At 71.7% G+C, this 17,317-nt stretch carries 13 protein-coding genes; 5 read left to right on the top strand and 8 right to left on the bottom strand.

Translation table 11 applies throughout. From position 1 onward, the window contains the following. Positions 1 to 59: 59 nt before the first annotated feature. From ACIQFU_RS07720 to ACIQFU_RS07695, 6 genes are all read right to left on the bottom strand, one after another. Entirely contained in the window at positions 60 to 1,853 is a 1,794-nt protein-coding gene (locus ACIQFU_RS07720; RefSeq protein ID WP_402549787.1) for an ABC transporter ATP-binding protein, read from the bottom strand. Between the two features lie 2 nt (positions 1,854 to 1,855). After that, the gene (locus ACIQFU_RS07715) at positions 1,856 to 2,908 is read right to left on the bottom strand and encodes an iron-siderophore ABC transporter substrate-binding protein (RefSeq protein ID WP_402549785.1); all 1,053 of its coding nucleotides are present in this window, start codon (positions 2,906 to 2,908) and stop codon (positions 1,856 to 1,858) included. 86 nt (positions 2,909 to 2,994) lie between these two features. Next, positions 2,995 to 3,858: an ABC transporter ATP-binding protein gene (locus ACIQFU_RS07710; RefSeq protein WP_402549783.1), complete on the bottom strand. Its 864-nt coding sequence runs from the start codon at positions 3,856 to 3,858 to the stop codon at positions 2,995 to 2,997. A gap of 38 nt (positions 3,859 to 3,896) precedes the next feature. Further along, positions 3,897 to 4,988, bottom strand: a complete 1,092-nt coding sequence (locus ACIQFU_RS07705; RefSeq protein WP_402550027.1) for a FecCD family ABC transporter permease — start codon at positions 4,986 to 4,988, stop codon at positions 3,897 to 3,899. An 11-nt stretch (positions 4,989 to 4,999) separates the two neighbouring features. Then, positions 5,000 to 6,058 (bottom strand): FecCD family ABC transporter permease, encoded by a 1,059-nt coding sequence (locus ACIQFU_RS07700; RefSeq protein ID WP_402549781.1) that lies wholly within the window; start codon positions 6,056 to 6,058, stop codon positions 5,000 to 5,002. A gap of 11 nt (positions 6,059 to 6,069) precedes the next feature. Beyond that, positions 6,070 to 7,425 (bottom strand): lysine N(6)-hydroxylase/L-ornithine N(5)-oxygenase family protein, encoded by a 1,356-nt coding sequence (locus ACIQFU_RS07695; protein WP_402549779.1) that lies wholly within the window; start codon positions 7,423 to 7,425, stop codon positions 6,070 to 6,072. 176 nt (positions 7,426 to 7,601) lie between these two features. On the opposite strand from ACIQFU_RS07695, the gene ACIQFU_RS07690 reads away from it, so the two are divergent. Then, positions 7,602 to 8,549 carry a methionyl-tRNA formyltransferase gene (locus ACIQFU_RS07690; protein WP_402549777.1) on the top strand — a complete coding sequence of 316 codons (948 nt, stop codon included), beginning with the start codon at positions 7,602 to 7,604 and terminating at the stop codon, positions 8,547 to 8,549. An 84-nt stretch (positions 8,550 to 8,633) separates the two neighbouring features. On the opposite strand, the gene ACIQFU_RS07685 is transcribed toward ACIQFU_RS07690, so the two are convergent. Next, the gene (locus tag ACIQFU_RS07685; RefSeq protein WP_402549775.1) at positions 8,634 to 8,873 is read right to left on the bottom strand and encodes a DUF5302 domain-containing protein; all 240 of its coding nucleotides are present in this window, start codon (positions 8,871 to 8,873) and stop codon (positions 8,634 to 8,636) included. A gap of 37 nt (positions 8,874 to 8,910) precedes the next feature. Continuing rightward, positions 8,911 to 10,776: a CocE/NonD family hydrolase gene (locus ACIQFU_RS07680; protein ID WP_402549773.1), complete on the bottom strand. Its 1,866-nt coding sequence runs from the start codon at positions 10,774 to 10,776 to the stop codon at positions 8,911 to 8,913. 265 nt (positions 10,777 to 11,041) lie between these two features. Between ACIQFU_RS07680 and ACIQFU_RS07675 the strand changes: the two genes are divergently transcribed. The 4 genes from ACIQFU_RS07675 to ACIQFU_RS07660 all read left to right on the top strand — a co-directional run bounded on the left by ACIQFU_RS07675 (position 11,042) and on the right by ACIQFU_RS07660 (position 17,236). Next, entirely contained in the window at positions 11,042 to 11,476 is a 435-nt protein-coding gene (locus tag ACIQFU_RS07675; RefSeq protein ID WP_402550025.1) for a PGPGW domain-containing protein, read from the top strand. Between the two features lie 162 nt (positions 11,477 to 11,638). Next, on the top strand, positions 11,639 to 12,598 hold the full coding sequence (locus ACIQFU_RS07670) for an alpha/beta hydrolase family protein (RefSeq protein ID WP_402549771.1): 960 nt from the start codon (positions 11,639 to 11,641) through the stop codon (positions 12,596 to 12,598). A gap of 131 nt (positions 12,599 to 12,729) precedes the next feature. Continuing rightward, positions 12,730 to 14,049 (top strand): DEAD/DEAH box helicase, encoded by a 1,320-nt coding sequence (locus ACIQFU_RS07665; protein WP_402549769.1) that lies wholly within the window; start codon positions 12,730 to 12,732, stop codon positions 14,047 to 14,049. 169 nt (positions 14,050 to 14,218) lie between these two features. After that, entirely contained in the window at positions 14,219 to 17,236 is a 3,018-nt protein-coding gene (locus ACIQFU_RS07660; protein ID WP_402549767.1) for a family 16 glycoside hydrolase, read from the top strand. Positions 17,237 to 17,317 lie beyond the last annotated feature (81 nt).

Genomic DNA, 17,317 nt, shown 5'->3' with positions numbered 1-17,317 from the left:
AAGACTCAACGCCCCTTCCAAGGAATGAAGGCAGGCTAACCTAACTAAGGCATGCCTAACTACCCCGCCCGGCTGCCCTCTCGCCAGGCGCGCCACAGCCGCGCGTAGCGGCCGCCCAGGGCCACCAACTCCTCGTGCGTGCCCTCCTCGACGACCCGCCCGGCGTCAAGGACGGCGATCCGGTCCGCCGCCGTCGCCTGGGTCAGGCGGTGCGCCACGAACAGCGTGGTGCGGCCCGCACACGCGGCCAGCACGGCCCGTTCCAGCTCGGCCGCGCCCTCGCTGCCCGCCTCCGCGGTCGACTCGTCGAGCACCACCACCGGCGCCCGCCCGAGCACCAGGCGGGCCAGTGCGATCTGCGCGACCTTGGTCACGTCCAGGCGCTCGCCGCCCTCGCCGACCGGGGTGTCCAGCCCGTCGGGCAGGGCCTCGACCCACCCGGCCGCGCCGACGGTGCGCAGGGCGTCCATGAGTTCGTCGTCGGTCGCCTCCGATGCGGCCAGCCGCAGGTCGTCGGCGAGCGGCCCGGAGAACACGTGGGTCTCCTGGGTCAGGATGCTCACCAGGGCCCGCGCCCCGGCCTCGTCGAGCCCGGCCAGGTCGGTGGCCCCCACGCGCACCGATCCCGTCTGCGGCGTCCCGATGCCCGCGACCAGCGCGGCCAGCGTCGTCTTGCCCGCGCCCGTGGCCCCCACCAGGGCGAGCGAGCCTCCCGCCGGGATCGTCAGGTCGACGTCCCTGAGGACCGGCTGTTCGGTGCCCGGGTAGGTGAACGTCAGTCCGCGCACCGTCACCGGGTAGGGTCCGCCCGGCGTCCCGACGGACTCGTCGCCCACCAGCCGGTCCTCGGCGTCCTCGCCCAGCACGCCGACCAGACGGGTCAGACTGGCACCCGACTTCTGTGCCTCGTCGAAGGTGAACATGATGGCACCCAGCGGGGTGAACAGCCGGTGGAAGAGCAGCGGCGCCGCCGACACCTCGCCCAGGGTGGCCGCGTCCGCCTCCAGCAGCGCGTAGCCCACCACGATGATGAGGGTCAGCCCGATGAACTCGGCGCGGTTCTCCCGGCCGACGAAGCGGCCGAAGAACCGGAACACCTCGATGCCGAGGTCTCGCACCCGCCAGGACTCCCGGGTGACGCGCTCGCGGAAGGCGTCCTCGAGCCGGTAGGCCCGGACCGTGTCGATGCCGTTCAGACCGCTGATCAGGGCCTGCGCGCGGTCGGCCTGGGCCACCCGCTGCTTCCGGTACAGCGGCGCGGACCTCGGCAGGTACCAGCGCAGGGCCAGCGCGTAGGCGGGCAGCGCGCCGGCGCCCGCGAGACCGAGCCGCCAGTCGAGGCCGAACATGCCGGCCGTGGCGATCGCGACGAGGACACCGGCCGAGAACACGGTGGGCACGGCCGTGCGGATGCCCTTGGAGATCACTGCGACGTCGTCACCGACCCGCGACAGCACGTCGCCGCGCCCGACCTGCTCGACGCGTGCGCTGGGCATGCCCAGTACCGCGCGGACGGCGCCCTCCCGCAGCCGGGCGAGCAGGTCGGCGCCCAACCGCCCGATCAGGTAGGTCGACGCCGCGGTCGCCGCCGCGCCGAGCAGCGCGGCGGCGACCATCAGGGCCCCGATCGTGACCAGGACGGACTGCGACCCGCCCCCGGCCACCGCGTCGACCACGCGGCCGAGCAGCACCACCGGAAGCACCTGGAGCGCCGCTCCGGCCACCGTGGTGAGCACGGTGGCGGCCGTCAGCCACGGCACCTCGCGGCAGTGTGCCGCGACCCATCGTCCGGCCTCGCGTCCGGTCGCCGTACGCAGGACGGCGGGGGCGACGCGGGTGTCGGTGACGCTCACACCTACCCGGCCGCCTTGACGAGTTCGTCGACGGCGTACGGCATGGACAGCAGGGTGCCCTGGGAGATGGCCGCGCCGACCGCCGGGCCCTCGCTGTCCAGCAGGTAGGAGACGTTGCCCTTCTTGACGGCGTCCAGGTTGGCGAACAGCTTGAACTTCTTCAGCGCGTCCTGGTCCGCCTTGTCGTTGATGACGAAGACGCGGTCCACGTCGACCAGGTCGACGCGCTCGGGCGAGAGCGTGGTGTAGAAGTCGCCGCCGGCGACCTTGTCGATCTCGGTCTGGTACTTGAAGCCGATGCCGGTCACGAGCCGTCCGCGCACGTCGGTGGAGGTGAACGGGGCGACCGAGTCCTTGTACCAGGACAGTACGACCGCGGTCTTGTCCGCGAACTCGGGGTGCGCCTGCTTGGCCGCGTCCAGCCTGCCCTGGATGTCGGCCACCATCTTCTCGCCCTCCTCGGCCTTGCCGAGCGCCTTGGCGATGTGCAGCGCGTTGTCCTGCCAGGGGGCGCTGAACGGCTCCTTCTCGCCCTTGGTGCGGCCCACCGTGGGCGCGATCTTGGAGAGCTTGTCGTAGCCGGCCTGGTCGATCTCGGAGTAGACCGCGATGATCAGGTCGGGGCGCAGGGCCGCGATCTTCTCGTAGTTGGGCCCCGAGTCTCCGTTCTTCATGATGACCTCGGGCTTGGTGTCTCCCCACTTGTCCTTCACCCAGGGCCACTGGGTGTTGATGTCGGGGCTCTGACCGGCCGGGTTCGGGTACTGGTCGACCATGCCGACGGGCTTGACGCCGAAGGCCAGGATGGTCTGGTCGTCGGTGTAGCCGACGGAGACGACCCGCTCGGGCGCCTTCTCGATCTTCGTCGTTCCGAACGCGTGCTCCACGGTGACCGGGAAGGCACCGGCGGCGGCCGGTGTGCCGCCGCCGGCCTTGTCCGCCGAGTCGTCCGAGTCGGAACCGCATCCCGCGAGGAGTCCGACGCCGAGCGCGGCGGCGGACAGGGCCGCCGCGAGTCGTCGCCAGGGCTTCATACGCGTCGTTCTGAGGAGCATCCGGAGATCCCTTTGCTGTCGCGCCGTCCACTGCGCCCGTCTGAGGGCAGCAAACCTTATCGCGCCTGAGTGAGGTTAGCCTACCCTCACCGTGACAACTCCGGCGTCGGTCGGTCGAGTTCGGCGTGGGTTCGCCCGATCGGCACGATGAGGGGGCGGTCCCCCACCGGGTCGTCGATCACCTTGGCGCGCAGCCCGAACGCCTCGAGCAGCAGATCGGCGGTGATCACGTCGCGCGGGTGGCCCTGGGCCAGGATCGCGCCCTCCCGCATGACGACGAGGTTGTCGCTGTAGCGCGTGGCCAGGTTGAGGTCGTGCAGCACCATGACCACGGTGCAGCCGGACTCGTGCAGGTCGTCGACCAGGTCGAGGACGTCGACCGCGTGCGCCAGGTCCAGATAGGTGGTCGGCTCGTCCAGCAGCAGCAGGTCGGTGCCCTGGGCCAGGGTCATCGAGATCCACACACGCTGGCGCTGTCCGCCGGACAGCGAGTCGACCGGGCGGTCCGCGAGGTCGGACACCCCGGTCATGGCCAGTGCCCGCCGTACGACGTCGGCGTCGTCCGACGACCACTGCCGCAGCCAGCTCTGGTGCGGATGACGGCCCCGGGCCACCAGGTCGGACACCGTCAGCCCCTCCGGCGCCACCGGCGCCTGGGGCAGCAGGCCGAGCCTCTTGGCCACGTCACGGGTCCTGAGCGCGGCGATGTCCTCGCCGTCCAGCACGACCGTGCCGCCGGTCGGCTTCAGCAGCCGCGAGAGGGTGCGCAGCAGGGTCGACTTGCCGCAGCCGTTCGGTCCGATGATGGTGGTGATCACGCCGGGCGGGATCGCCACGTCGAGGCCGTCGATGACGGTCCGCGCGCCGTACCCGACGGTGATTCCCCGGGCCGCCAGCCGTGAGGCCCCGTCAACTCGCGTACCGGTCCCGGTGATGGACTGAACGACCACAAGGCCCCCTCGATTAGGCTCGCCTTACTTTGTACCAGCTATCTGCGGTTCGCCCGTACCAGCAGATAGACGAGGAAGGGTCCGCCGATGGCCGCGGTGACCACGCCGACCGGCAGGGAGACGGGCAGGGCGGTGCGCGCGAGCAGGTCGGAGCCGGTCAGCAGCAGCGCCCCCACCAGGCCGGAGGCGACCAGCGGCGGCGTGGGGCACCGCGCCAGCCGCATCGCCACCTGCGGCGCCACCAGCGCGACGAACGGCACCGGGCCCGCCGCGCTCACCGCCACGCCGGCCAGCAGCACGGCGCACAGCAGCAGGACCGCGCGTACCGCGCCGTACCGGACCCCGAGTCCGGCGGCGACCTCGTCGCCGAAGTGCAGCGGCTTGAACTGGAAGGCGACGCAGGCCACGACGACCAGGAGGACGAGCGTGCACCACAGCGCGACGTGCACCTCGCCCCACGACCGGTTGTCCAGCGAGCCGACCAGCCACGCCTGGGCCCTGGCCACGTCCCTGATGTCGGCGGTGACCAGCAGCCAGGTGGTGATCGCCTGCATCACGGCGTTCACCGAGATGCCGATGAGGATGAGCCGGAAGCCGTCGATCCCGCGGCGCCAGGCCATGAAGTACACCAGCAGTCCCGTGCCCAGGCCGCCCGCGAGCGCCGCCGCCGACAGGCCCACGGAGTCGGCGACGGCCGTCGCGGCGCCGCCCGACACCGTCACCAGGAACACCGCGACCGCGCCGGCCCCGCTGGTGATGCCGAGAACGTCCGGGCTGGCCAGCGGATTGCGGGCGATCGACTGGGTGAGGGCGCCCGACACCCCGAGCGCGACGCCCACGACGATCCCGGCCAGGGCCCGCGGCATCCGCAGGTCCATGATCACGAACTCGTCGACCTGCTCGCCCCCGCCGAAGATCGTGGCGACGACCCGGGGCAGGGCGATGGGGAAGTCCCCCACGCCGATGGACAGGCAGAACACCAGGAAGCCCGCCACCGCCAGGAGCAGGGTGACGCCCGCGATCCAGGGCCGCCACACGAACGACACACCGCCGAACCGCACACCCGGCGCCACCGACGCCCGCACATCCGCCTTCACGTCCACAGCCGTGTCCGCCCCGTCCGCCTTCATGTCCGCCCCGTTCACGCGTTCTTGAACTTCCCGCGCCACACCAGGACGGCGAAGAACGGTGCGCCGAGGAGCGAGACGACGACCCCGGCGTCGAGTTCCCCCGGTCTCACCACCAGGCGCCCCACGATGTCGCAGACCAGCAGCACGACGGCCCCGAGCAGACCCGCGTACGGCACCAGCCAGCGGTAGTCCGGACCGGTCAGGTACCGGCCCACGTGGGCCACCATGAGCCCGAGGAACGCGATGGGACCGCAGGCCGCCGTCGCCGCCCCGGCCAGCAGGGTGATGGCGACGACGCCGACGGTGCGGGTCAGCGCGATGTTCACCCCGAGGCCCCGTGCGACGTCGTCGCCCAGGTTGAGCAGGTTGACGGAGGGCAGCGTCGTCAGCGCCAGCAGCAGCCCGGCGGCGATGAAGGCGGACACGGGCCAGATGACGTCGAAGCCGACACCGGTCAGCGAGCCCGCGTTCCAGAACCGCAGGGCGTTCAGCGAGGCCTTGTCGGTCAGGGCGACCGCCGTGGTCATCGCCGCGAGGAACACCGTGACGCCCTGCCCGGCGAGCGCGAGCGTGAGCGGGTTGCCCGCACCCCGGCCGATGCTCGACAGGCCGAACACCACGACACCGGCGACCGCCGCGCCCGCGAAGCCGAACCAGACGTACTGGAAGGGGCTGGTGAACCCGAAGGCGGCGATCCCCGACACCACGGCGAACGAGGCACCGGAGTTCACCCCCAGCAGCCCCGTGTCGGCGATGGGATTGCGCGTGTAGCCCTGGATCAGCGCCCCTCCGACGCCCAGCGCGACACCGGCCACGACCGCGAGCACCGTGCGGGGCACCCGCACGGTCTGCACGATGAGCCTGATCTCGGTGAGCCGCTGGTCGGCCTCGGGCGCCGCGAACAGCCCGTGCCAGACCTCGGCGGGGCTCAGCGCCCGCGCTCCGACCGCCAGCGACGCCGCGGCCGCGACCACGAGAAGCGCCGCGAGGACGCCCAATCCGGCAATACGGCGCCTACGTGCCTCTGTCGTGCCCCCGGGCACGGGGCGCTCAACCGCAGTCGTGGTCATGGACTCGTACACTAACGCGCGCCGGTGCCGGTCCCGTCGGCGACCGTACGGACCTCGTCGGAGGCGGACTTGACTCCCCGGTCGAGGAGCGACCCGAGGATCTCGCCGACCCTGACGGCGGTGTTGGACAGCAGCGACGACGTGATGCCGTGCGTGTGCTCCGTGCCGCCCTGCAGATAGATGCCGCAGCGCAGGGCGGGGTCCGTGGCCACGCGGTAGTCGCGCTCAACGCGCACCCGGCCCTCCTCGTCGCGCAGGCAGTGGTCCGCGACCTCGCCGAGCAGACCGAGGGGGTCGGCCGGGCCGTAGCCGGTGGCGAGGACCAGGACGTCCGCGTCCAGGAGGGTCTCCTCACCGGTGACCAGGGAGGTCACGGTGGCGCGTACCCGGTCCGGTGTCTCCTTGACGTCGGTGAGCCGGGACACGTTGAGGAAGCGCAGCCGCTCGGTGCCGAGGACCTTCTCCCGGTACATCTGCCGGTACAGGTCGTCGATGAGGTCGATGTCCACCACGGAGTAGTTGGTGTTTCCGTGGTAGTCCATCAGCCTGCGTTTCACGCCGGCGGGTGCGGTGAAGTAGTCGTCGACCGCCGACGGGTCGAAGATCCGGTTGGCGAACGCGCTGTCGTCGGCGGGGCTGTAGCCGTAGCGGGCGAAGACCGCGCAGACCTCGGCGCCGGGGAAGCGGCGATGCAGGTAGGCGACGTTCTCGGCGGCGCTCTGACCGGCGCCGACAACGATGAACCGGGAGGGCGAGGTGCCCTCCAACGCGTCCACCCTGGACAGCAGTTCGGAGTTGTGCCAGATCCGTTCGCCGCGCTCCACGCCTTCCGGCACGACGGGGCGCAGTCCGGTCCCGACGACGAGGTTGCGCGCCCGGTGGACTTCGAGCCCCTCCCCCGAACGGACCGTGACCTCCAGGTGGTCCACGGTTCCGTCCCGCACGACGGGGACCACGCCGACGACCTCGTGGCCGTAGGAGACCATGTCGTCGACCTTGGCCGCGGCCCACTCGAAGTAGTCGTGGAACTCGACCCGGAGCGGGAAGAGGTTCTTGTGGTTGATGAAGTCGATCAGCCGCCCCTTGCTCTGCAGGTAGCAGAGGAAGCTGTACTCGCTGGCCGGATTCCGCAGTGTCACCAGGTCCTTGAGGAAGGACACCTGCATGGTCGCGTCGTCGATCAGCATGCCGCGGTGCCAGCCGAAGCGCGGCTGCTGCTCGAAGAAGCGGGCGTCGAGCGCCTCCTGCCCGCCGGCCTGTGCGTTGTGTTCGCGGATCGCGATCGCCATGGCGACATTGGACGGCCCGAAGCCGATACCAATGAGGTCGTGGACCAGCGTTGAGTCAGCAGGAAGAACCTGTGACATGTCACTCCCATCGTACGCCGGAAACTTAGGTGAGCCTAAGCTAATGAGATACGGCTGTCGATAGGGCACCCCAGGGGCCGATTCGAGCCAACTGAGGCACCCCGAGACGGTGTTGCGCACTAAGGTAAGCCTTGCTTAACTGCTCGGGTCAGCCCCTGCCCTGAGGAGGAACCCCCATGCGGGTCGTCATGTTCGGCTACCAGACCTGGGGGCACCGCACCCTGCGAGCCCTGCTGGACTCCGAGCACGACGTGGTCCTCGTGGTCACGCACCCCAGGAGCGAGCACGCCTACGAGAAGATCTGGAGCGACTCCGTCGCCGACCTCGCCGAGGAGCACGGCGTGCCGGTGCTGATCCGCAACCGCCCGGACGACGACGAGTTGTTCGAGCGCCTCAAGGACGCCGATCCGGACATCATCGTGGCCAACAACTGGCGGACCTGGATCCCCCCGCGCATCTTCGGGCTGCCCCGCCACGGCACCCTCAACGTGCACGACTCGCTGCTGCCGAAGTACGCCGGGTTCTCTCCCTTGATCTGGGCGCTGATCAACGGCGAGACCGAGGTGGGCGTCACCGCGCACATGATGAACGACGAGCTGGACGCCGGCGACATCGTCCGCCAGGAGGCCGTGCCGGTGGGCCCGGCGGACACCGCCACGGACCTGTTCCACAAGACCGTGGACCTCATCGCCCCGGTCACCATCGGCGCCCTCGGGCTCATCGCCTCCGGGCAGACGGAGTTCACCCGGCAGGACCGCTCCGAGGCGAGCTTCTTCCACAAGCGGTCCGCCGAGGACATCCGCATCGACTGGAACTGGCCGGCCGAGGACCTGGAGCGTCTGGTCCGGGCCCAGTCCGAGCCGTACCCCAGCGCCTTCACCTTCCACCGGGGCAGGCGGCTGGAGATCCTCGCCGCCGTGGTCTCCGAGGGCCGCTACGGCGGCACGCCGGGCCGGATCTTCTACCGGGAGGGCGAGGGTGTGGTGATCGTCGCCGGGACCGACGCGCGGCGGGGCCGCAATCACGGCCTGGCCGTCACGCGCGTACGGACGGAGGACGGCCGGGAGTTGGCCGCGTCGGAGTACTTCACCTCCATGGGCGGCTATCTGACGGGCCGCCCCTGAGCGCCCTGACCGCCCCGCCCGTGACAGGCAGGGCCCGACCGTGCTGACACGGTCGGGCCCTGCCTTCTGCGGTCGTGCGCGGCCTCAGCCGCTCTTGCGCCGGAACGAGCGCTGACTGGCGGCGGGGCCGTGGGTGCCCCGGATCTTCGCCACGTCGGCGTTCGCGGCGAGGGCCGCGGCCTCCGCCTGTTTGCCGCGCTTGCGCTCCAGCGCCTGGCGGAACTTGTCCTTCAGGTCGTACTGACCGTTGGCGTCGGGCGTCAGCGCGGGGCGCTCGTCCTCCGCCGGTTCCGAACCTGCCTGCGATGAAGACTCTTCAGTCATGACGACCCTCCTGGGCGGACAACAGGAGCACAGCTTGTCACGGCCGGCCGCCCGGAACCACCGAAAATGTGCCCGGACCGGCCGGCAGGTCCACCGTGTACTGCCGCAGGTACGTGTCGAGGTACGGCGACCGGTCGCCGGGTGTGGCGACGTCGTCGGCGGGGTCGTCCAGGGCGAGACGCAGCTTCGCTCCCGTGACCCGGATGGTCTCGCCGGAGGGCGTGTCGCGCCAGGAACCGGTCTGGACGGAACCGATCTCCACGGCCAGGACGTGTCCGGCGGCGAGGGTCCAGTCGGTCGCCTTCAGGTCGACGCTCATCCGGCCGGACTCCACCAGGGAGACCTGCTCGTCGAACATGACGGCGGTGCCGTCCGGGGCGACGTCGTACAGCTTGAGCATGACGTTGCCCTCGCCGCGGGCCGTCAGGGACACCTGCGGGGTGCCGGTGACGCGCGCGGCCCTCTTCAGCGGCTTCGACCAGACGAAGAAACTGGAGGAGACCTCGCCGGCGCGCTGACGCTTCGCCAGTTCCGCGGCCAGCCCGGCCGGGGCCGGCTGCTCGGTCGCCGGCGCGTTCTCCATGTCCCACTTGCCGGTCGGCTGCGGCGTCGCCTTCGGTGCCGGGGTGCCGGACGCGGTCAGCGACGCGCGGGCCAGGGCTCCGCCGTCGTCCACGTAGGAGCCGCCGCCGAGCGGGGCGGTGACCGACCGTTCGGTGACGGGCCAGGTGCGCTGGGCGCGCCAGGCGCCGGTGGAGTCCTCGACGGCGTAGGCCGGGTAGCGCACGGCCGGCCTGACGCCCTTCAGGTACTGGTCGTAGAAGGAGAGGGTCTCGTCGTACCAGCCCTCGCGGCCCATGGCCAGGCGTCCGTCCCCGACGCGGTCGCCGCCGCGCACGTGGTCCCACTGGCCGAGCCAGCCGCGCTCGGGGCCCCGGTGGTTGTCGAGGTACTCCTCCATCTCCTCGGGCTTGGTGTTGTTCTCGACGAAGCCCTGCGTGACGAACAGCGGAGTGTCGCTGCCCTTCGCCATCCGCGCCAGGTCGCGGGAGGTCCAGTGCTCGTCCTTCTGGTCGGATATGCGGTATCCGGCCGAGTTCTCCGTCAGGCACTCCGGGTGGCTGTCCTCGTAGCGTGCGGCGGCCCGGTACCGCGGGTCGTCGTCCGCCATCGGGGACATCGACGCGATGGAGTTGTACGCGTCGGCGGTGCCGGTCACGTTCGGGCGGGGCACCCCGTTGGAGTAGATGTACTGGTACATGTCCCAGACGGGTTCCTGCGCGACGACGGCCTTGAGGGCACGCTGGTCCAGGTTGTTGCCGATCAGGCCGGTGACGGCGTCGTACGACTTGCCGTACATGCCGACCGCGCCGGTGGACCACGGCTGCTTGGCGGCCCAGTCGATCGCGGCCTTCACGTCGGCCTGTTCGCCGGGTCCGCCCCAGTCCAGGCAGCCGGTGGAGCCGCCGAAGCCGCGCAGGTCCACCATGACGAAGGCGTATCCCTGGTCGAACAGGTCGGTGCCCTCGATGAAGTCCTGGAAGCGGGCGGACGGCCCGGTGTGGCTCCAGCCCTCTGGACCGGTCTGGCCCGCGTGGGCGAAGTAGGGGCCGATCGACAGGATGACCGGCACCTTCTCCTTTCGCTTCAACCCCTCGGGGAGCAGTACGTCGGCGTGGAGACGGGCGCCGGAGCGGTCGGAGGACGGGAAGTAGTGCTGGGTCCAGACCGAGCCCTCCGGGACGCGGTCGTTCTCCTCGTGCGTGACGGGGCCGGTCCCGGTGGCGGCCGGCTCCGCCTCCGCCTTCCCGGCCGCGACGGCCGGGCCGCCGAGACCGGCGGTCAGGGCGAGGGCGGCGACGAGTGCCGAGACGGTCCGGACGACCGTGCGACGTGGTCTCACATGCTCCTCCTTGGACGGTGGGTGCAGGTGGTGCGGGTGGTGCAGGTCTAGCAGCGAAGTCCCCGCACGTCGATGGGGCGTCCCGGCAACTCCCCCGGCCGCGGCGGGCATTGACGGACAGGACGGGACGGACCGGCCCGTGCCCACGGCTCCGGGCCCGGTCGCCCGCGCGCTCCGCCAAAATCGCCCGCGCCGCGATCCCTGCCTAAGGTTGGGCACGCCGACGGAATCGGATTCCTTGCCGACCGCAGGAGAGTGGGGCGCCATGGCGCGGGGTGTCGAGTCGATCCGGCGCACCGCCCTGGGCGCCCTCGGGGCCGTCCTGCTGCTGATCGGCGTAGCGCTGCTGGTGCTGCCCGGGCCGGGCCTGCTGCTCGTTTTCGCCGGCGTGGTGCTGCTGGCGCGCGCCGTCCCGGCGCTCGACCGGTTCGTCGCCCCCGTCCGCGTCCGGGCGATGCGCGCGGCCGAGGAGAGCGTCTCTTCCCGCTGGCGCATCGCGGGCTCGGTGTCGGTGGGGCTGTTCCTCCTCGCGGCGGGCCTGGTGTGGGGCCTGGTTCCCGACCTGCCGTACTCCGGGTGGGCCACCGGGTCGAGTCTGATCATCTCCGGCGTGGTGCTGTTCGCCCTGCTCGTGTGGAGCCACCGTCGCGTCCAGGCGGAGCGCCGCGGCTCGGCGCCCACTGCGGAACGGACCCGTTGACCAAACGGGACGGCGTTCCGTATATTCAACCGGGACAGTGTTCCGCTTTACCGTGCCATCGCGCGCGTTCCCGGAACGGCCTCGCCCGCCGCCGTCCGCACGACCGGCCCGCGGCGGCCGTCGAGTCCTCGTGCCCCGAGCCACCGAACGGACCCACGCCTCATGAGTGCACCGATTGCCACCACCGGCTTCGTCTCCCCGCCCGTGCCCGTCCTCTCCGTCGCCCCGGTCGTGCTGCCCGCTCCGGGACGGCCCGTGGAGCTCCAGGTGCGGGTCTCGGCGCCCGTGACCGGTACCGGCCTGCCGGTCGTCCTGCTCTCGCACGGTCAGGGCTACTCGAACCACCTCTCCTCCCTGAACGGTTACGCGCCCCTCGCCGACCACTGGGCGGCGCACGGCTTCGTCGTGATCCAGCCGACCCACCTGAGTTCGAGGTCGCTGGCGCTCGATCCCGGGACCCCGGGGGCACCGCTGTTCTGGCGGTCGCGTGCCGAGGACATGACGCGCGTCCTCGATCGGCTCGACGACCTGGAGCGGGCCGTCCCGCAGCTCGCCGGCCGGCTGGACCGGGACAGGGTCGCCGTCGCCGGGCACTCGATGGGCGGACACACGGCGAGCCTGCTCCTGGGCGCCCGGCTCACCGATCCGGACGACGGCTCGGAGGTGGACCTGACCGAGCCCCGCATCCGGGCGGGTGTCCTGCTCGCCGCACCCGGCCGGGGCGGCGACGCCCTCAGCGCGTCCGCGGCCGAGAGCATGCCCTTCTTCCTCACCACGGACTTCTCCGGGATGAGGACGCCCGCGCTCGTCGTCGTCGGCGACGCGGACGACTCGGCCCACCTGACGGTGCGCGGCCCCGACTGGCATGCCGACCCGTACGCCCTCTCCCCCGGTCCCAAGGCCCTGCTCACCCTGTTCGGCGCGGGGCACGGCCTCGGCGGGGTCGCCGGGTACGACGTGGCGGAGACCACCGACGAGGACCCCGTACGGGTGGCCGCGGTGCAGCGGCTCACCTGGGCCTACCTGCGCTCCGAGCTGTATCCGGGCGACTGCGCCTGGCAGGCGGCGCGGGACGCGCTGGACGCCGGGGCGAACCCGCTCGGAAGGATCGAGACCAAGTAGTCCCCGAACGGCCGGGCACGGGGCGCGGGGAGGCCCGCTGGTAAAATGGGCCCACGCTTTGAGGCGCCCGGGTCCGTACCGAGGGGTACGGACCCGGGCGCGTTCCGGGCGCCTGAACAGGAAGGTCCCCCATGAACGCGAAGCCGACCACGTCCTTCGACACCCTCGGGCTGCCGCCGGTGCTGGTGGAGACGATGACCGGCCTGGGGGTGACGGAGCCGTTCCCGATCCAGGCGGCGACCCTGCCCGACGCCCTGGCCGGACGGGACGTCCTCGGCCGGGCACGGACCGGCTCCGGCAAGACGCTGGCCTTCGGACTGGCCCTGCTCGCCAGGACCGCGGGCCGGCGCGCGGAGCCGAAGCGGCCCCTCGCCCTCGTCCTGGTCTCCACCCGGGAACTGGCCCAGCAGGTCAGCGAGGCGCTGACGCCGTACGCGCGGGCCCTGGACGTGCGTCTGACGACGGTCGTCGGCGGGCTGTCGGTCAACCGGCAGACGCAGGCGCTGCGCGACGGGGCCGACGTGGTCGTGGCCACGCCGGGCCGCCTGGCCGACCTGGTCTCCCGCCGCGACTGCCATCTGAACCACGTGCGGATCACCGTGCTGGACGAGGCGGACCAGATGTGCGACATGGGGTTCCTCCCCCAGGTCTCCGGCATCCTGGACCAGGTGCCCTCCGACGGGCAGCGGCTGCTGTTCTCGGCCACCCTCGACCGCGACGTCGACCAGCTGGTGCGGGACCACCTCCACGACCCGGTACTCGCCTCGGTCGACCCGGCGTCGGCGTCGGTGACCACGATGGAGCACCACGTACTGACCGTTCACCCCGCCGACAAGTACGCGACCGCGACCGAGATCGCCGCCCGCGACGGCCGGGTGCTGATGTTCCTCGACACGAAGGCCGGCGTCGACCGGTTCACCCGGCACCTGCGGGCCGCCGGGGTCGCCGCGGCCGCCCTGCACAGCGGAAAGTCGCAGCCGCAGCGCACCCACACCCTCGCCCGGTTCGTGGAGGGCGGGGTCGCCGTGCTGGTGGCCACCAACGTCGCGGCGCGGGGCATCCACGTCGACGACCTCGACCTCGTCGTCAACGTCGATCCGCCGGCCGACGCCAAGGACTACCTGCACCGCGGCGGGCGCACCGCGCGTGCCGGGCGGGCGGGGAGCGTGGTCACGCTCGTCACTCCCGACCAGCGGCGTGACGTGAACCGGATGATGTCGGAGGCCGGGATCCGGCCGACGGTGACCCCGGTGCGCTCGGGCGAACAGGCGCTGACGGACCTCACCGGCGCGAAGCGCCCGCCGGCCGGACCGGGCAAGGAGAGCGGCAACGCGCCCTTCCGCGGGATGGGCACCCGCCCGGGCCGTGCCGCGAAGGGGTCCCGCAAGGCCGCCGAGGCGCGCAAGGCCGCGGAGGCCCGCGCGGCGGCCCGGGTGCGCAGGGGCCGCTGACCGCGGACGTCCGCCCCGGCCCCGGCGCGCCGGGAACTTTGAACACACCGATGACAAAGTATGGACATGTCAAGCGGAAGTCTCCTACCTTGGCGACGGAACGCCCGTCGTACCGCACAAGACCGGAGCGACATCCGGCACGGTCCGGTCCCCACCTTCCGGAGGACCAATGCGCCAACGGCTGTTATCGCGTGCCCGAAGAAACCTCGTCCTCCTGCTGGCGTCGGCCGTTTCGGCCGGTGGCGCCTGGGCCGCTCCGGCGTCCTCGGCCTCCCCGGCGGCCGCCGCCGGCATCCCGCCGCAGGAACCCGGGGTCACGCTGCGCGTGTTCGACGTCCGGACGCCGCTGAACGAACTGTGCACGCTCAAACCGGGCCAGACCCCCAACCACGACAAGCTGATGCCCACGGTCGACTGGTCCACCACCGAGGACTTCGGCGGCATCGCGGACAACTTCGTCTCCCAGGCGTCCGGTTACCTCCAGGTCCCGCGTGACGGCACCTATGTGTTCCGGCTCGTCAGCGACGACGGCTCCCGGCTGACCCTCGACGACGCCACGGTGATCGACCACGACGGACTGCACGGCGCGGAGCCCAAGGACGGCACGGTCGACCTCACCGCCGGAGCGCACCCGCTGCGCGTCGAGCACTTCGACCGCGGCGGCGGCCAGCGGCTCCAGCTGTCCTGGATGCCGCCGGGCGAGAGCGGGTTCAGCGTCGTACCCACCGAGGCGCTGAGCACCGACGCCGGGGTCGTCCGGGTGACGGCGCCGGGCCGCAAGGAGTGCGAGGCCGGGCGCGACACCCCCGGCGACGGTCTGCCACTCACCTCCGTGCGCCCCGACCTCGACCTCACCGACCTGCGCCCCGACGGCTTCGAACCGCGGGTCACCGGCATGGACTGGCTGCCCGACGGACGCCTGGCGATCAGCACCTGGGGCGGCACCGACAACGTTGCCGGAGAGGTGTACCTCCTGGACCACGTCACCGGTGAGACCAGTCGCGACCGGGTGACCGTCGAGAAGGTGGCGAGCGGACTGCGCGAGCCCATGGGCGTCAAGTACGTGGACGGTTCGCTCTACGTCTCGCAGAAGCACGAGCTGACCCGGCTGGTCGACAACGACGGCGACGACGTGACCGACGAGTACCGCACGGTCGCCACCTGGCCCTACGGCGGCAACTTCCACGAGTTCGCCTTCGGCCTGCTCTACCGCGACGGCTACTTCTACGTGAACCTCTCCGTCGCCATCGACCTCGGCGGCGCGACCACCGACCCGCAGCCCGCGCCGAACCGCGGGACGACGTACCGGATCAGCAAGGAGACCGGGAAGATCACCCCGATCGCGGGCGGGCTGCGCACGCCCAACGGCATCGGCTGGGGGCCGGGCGGCGACCTGTTCGCCACCGACAACCAGGGCGGCTGGCTGCCCGCCTCGAAGCTGGTCCAGATCAAGCAGGACCGCTTCTTCAACCACTACACCGAGCCCGCCGGACCCTTCGAGGACTCCCCCGTCACGGAGCCGGTGCTGTGGCTGCCGCAGAACGAGATCGGCAACTCGCCCTCGACGCCGCTGTACCTGACCAAGGGCAGGTTCGCGGGCCAGATGCTGATCGGCGACGTCACCTACGGCGGCCTGCAGCGCGCCTATCTGGAGAAGGTGAAGGGCCAGTACCAGGGCGCCGTCTTCCGCTACACGCAGGGCCTGGAGGCGGGCGTCAACCGCGTCTCCATCGGCCCCGACGGCGCGATCTACACCGGCGGCCTGGGCGCCGACGGCAACTGGGGGCAGGAGGGCAAGCTGAAGTTCGGCCTGCAGAAGCTGACGCCGAACGGCGGCAACACCTTCGACGTCCACAGGATGCGGGCCGTGCCGGGCGGCTTCGACCTGACGTACACCCAGCCCGTGTCCGAGGAGACGGCCGCCGGCCTCGCGGCCGGTTACGAGGCCGAGCAGTGGCGCTACACGCCGACCTCCGACTACGGCGGCCCGAAGATCGCCGAGGAGGAGCTGGCCGTGCGGTCCGCGACCCTCTCGGAGGACGGCCGCACCGTCCGGCTGCGACTGGACGGTCTGAAGCCGGACCGCGTCGTGCACGTGCGTTCCCCGCGCCCGTTCACCTCGGCCTCCGGCGAGACGCTGTGGAGCACCGAGGCCTGGTACACGCTCAACGAGATGCCCGGCGAGCAGCCGCCGGCGGCCACCCTGTACGAGGCCGAGGAGGCGCGCCTGACGGGGAAGGCGGGCATCAACACCGACCACGCCGGCTACTCCGGCAGCGGCTTCGTCGACCGCTACGCCACCGAGGGCGGGGTGACCACGACCTTCGACGTGACCGTCCCGAAGGCAGGCACCTACGACGTGGGCCTGCGCTACTCCAACGGCCCGAACCCCTTCGAGGGCACCAAGTCGCTCTCTCTGTACGCGGACGGGAAGAAGGTGCGCCGGACACAGCTCCCCTCCACCGGCGACTGGGACACCTGGTCCACACGGACCGAGAGCGTGCGGCTGCGCGCCGGGCACAACACGGTCTCCTACCGCTACGACCCCGGCGACACCGGCCACGTCAACCTCGACCTGATCACCGTGCGCCCGCACGGCGCCCGGGTCGCCCTCTTCGACGGCACCGCCGCCTCGCAGCAGCAGTGGCAGCACACGGACGGAAGGAAGGTGGCCTGGCCGCTGGCCGGGGAGAGGTCGATGGAGGTGTGCTGCGGCGACATCCGCACCAAGGACGCCTACCAGGACTTCCGGCTGCACGTGGAGTTCCGCGTGCCTCTCCTGCCGGACGACGTGACCGGCCAGGACCGCGGCAACAGCGGCATCTACCTCCAGGACCGCTACGAGCTGCAGATCCTCGACTCCTACGGTGACACCACTCCCGGCACCGACGAGGCCGGGGCGATCTACCTGAAGAAGGCACCCGACACCAACGCGGCGACGGCTCCGGAGACCTGGCAGACGTACGACGTCGTCTTCCGTGCCGCCCGCTTCGACGACGGCGGCGCCAAGACCTCCGACGCGCGGGTGACGGTGGTGTGGAACGGCGAGACGGTCCACGACGACGTCGCCCTCGACGGGCCCACCGCGGCGGGCCGGGCCGAGACGCCGGCCGCCGGGGCGATCCGGCTGCAGGACCACGGCAACGAGGTCGGGTTCCGCAACATCCGGGTCGAAGCGCTGGACTGACCCGAGACCGTGCGGGGCGCTCCCTGAACGCCGCCCCGCACGGCCGCGCCCCGGGGCCGGTGCGCGGTCCGGTGCCGCGGG

It is taken from the genome of Streptomyces sp. NPDC093065, assembly GCF_044754585.1.
GTDB lineage: Bacteria > Actinomycetota > Actinomycetes > Streptomycetales > Streptomycetaceae > Streptomyces.
Note: the sequence above shows the minus strand (reverse complement) of the source record. Positions and strands in the feature narration are given on the sequence as shown.

Coding starts and splice junctions, on each gene's coding strand:
- ACIQFU_RS07715 (WP_402549785.1), bottom strand. CDS start 2,908: ATGCTCCTCAGAACGACGCGTATGAAGCCCTGGCGACGACTCGCGGCG.
- ACIQFU_RS07705 (WP_402550027.1), bottom strand. CDS start 4,988: ATGAAGGCGGACGGGGCGGACACGGCTGTGGACGTGAAGGCGGATGTG.
- ACIQFU_RS07700 (WP_402549781.1), bottom strand. CDS start 6,058: ATGACCACGACTGCGGTTGAGCGCCCCGTGCCCGGGGGCACGACAGAG.
- ACIQFU_RS07695 (WP_402549779.1), bottom strand. CDS start 7,425: ATGTCACAGGTTCTTCCTGCTGACTCAACGCTGGTCCACGACCTCATT.
- ACIQFU_RS07690 (WP_402549777.1), top strand. CDS start 7,602: ATGCGGGTCGTCATGTTCGGCTACCAGACCTGGGGGCACCGCACCCTG.
- ACIQFU_RS07685 (WP_402549775.1), bottom strand. CDS start 8,873: ATGACTGAAGAGTCTTCATCGCAGGCAGGTTCGGAACCGGCGGAGGAC.
- ACIQFU_RS07675 (WP_402550025.1), top strand. CDS start 11,042: ATGGCGCGGGGTGTCGAGTCGATCCGGCGCACCGCCCTGGGCGCCCTC.
- ACIQFU_RS07670 (WP_402549771.1), top strand. CDS start 11,639: ATGAGTGCACCGATTGCCACCACCGGCTTCGTCTCCCCGCCCGTGCCC.
- ACIQFU_RS07665 (WP_402549769.1), top strand. CDS start 12,730: ATGAACGCGAAGCCGACCACGTCCTTCGACACCCTCGGGCTGCCGCCG.
- ACIQFU_RS07660 (WP_402549767.1), top strand. CDS start 14,219: ATGCGCCAACGGCTGTTATCGCGTGCCCGAAGAAACCTCGTCCTCCTG.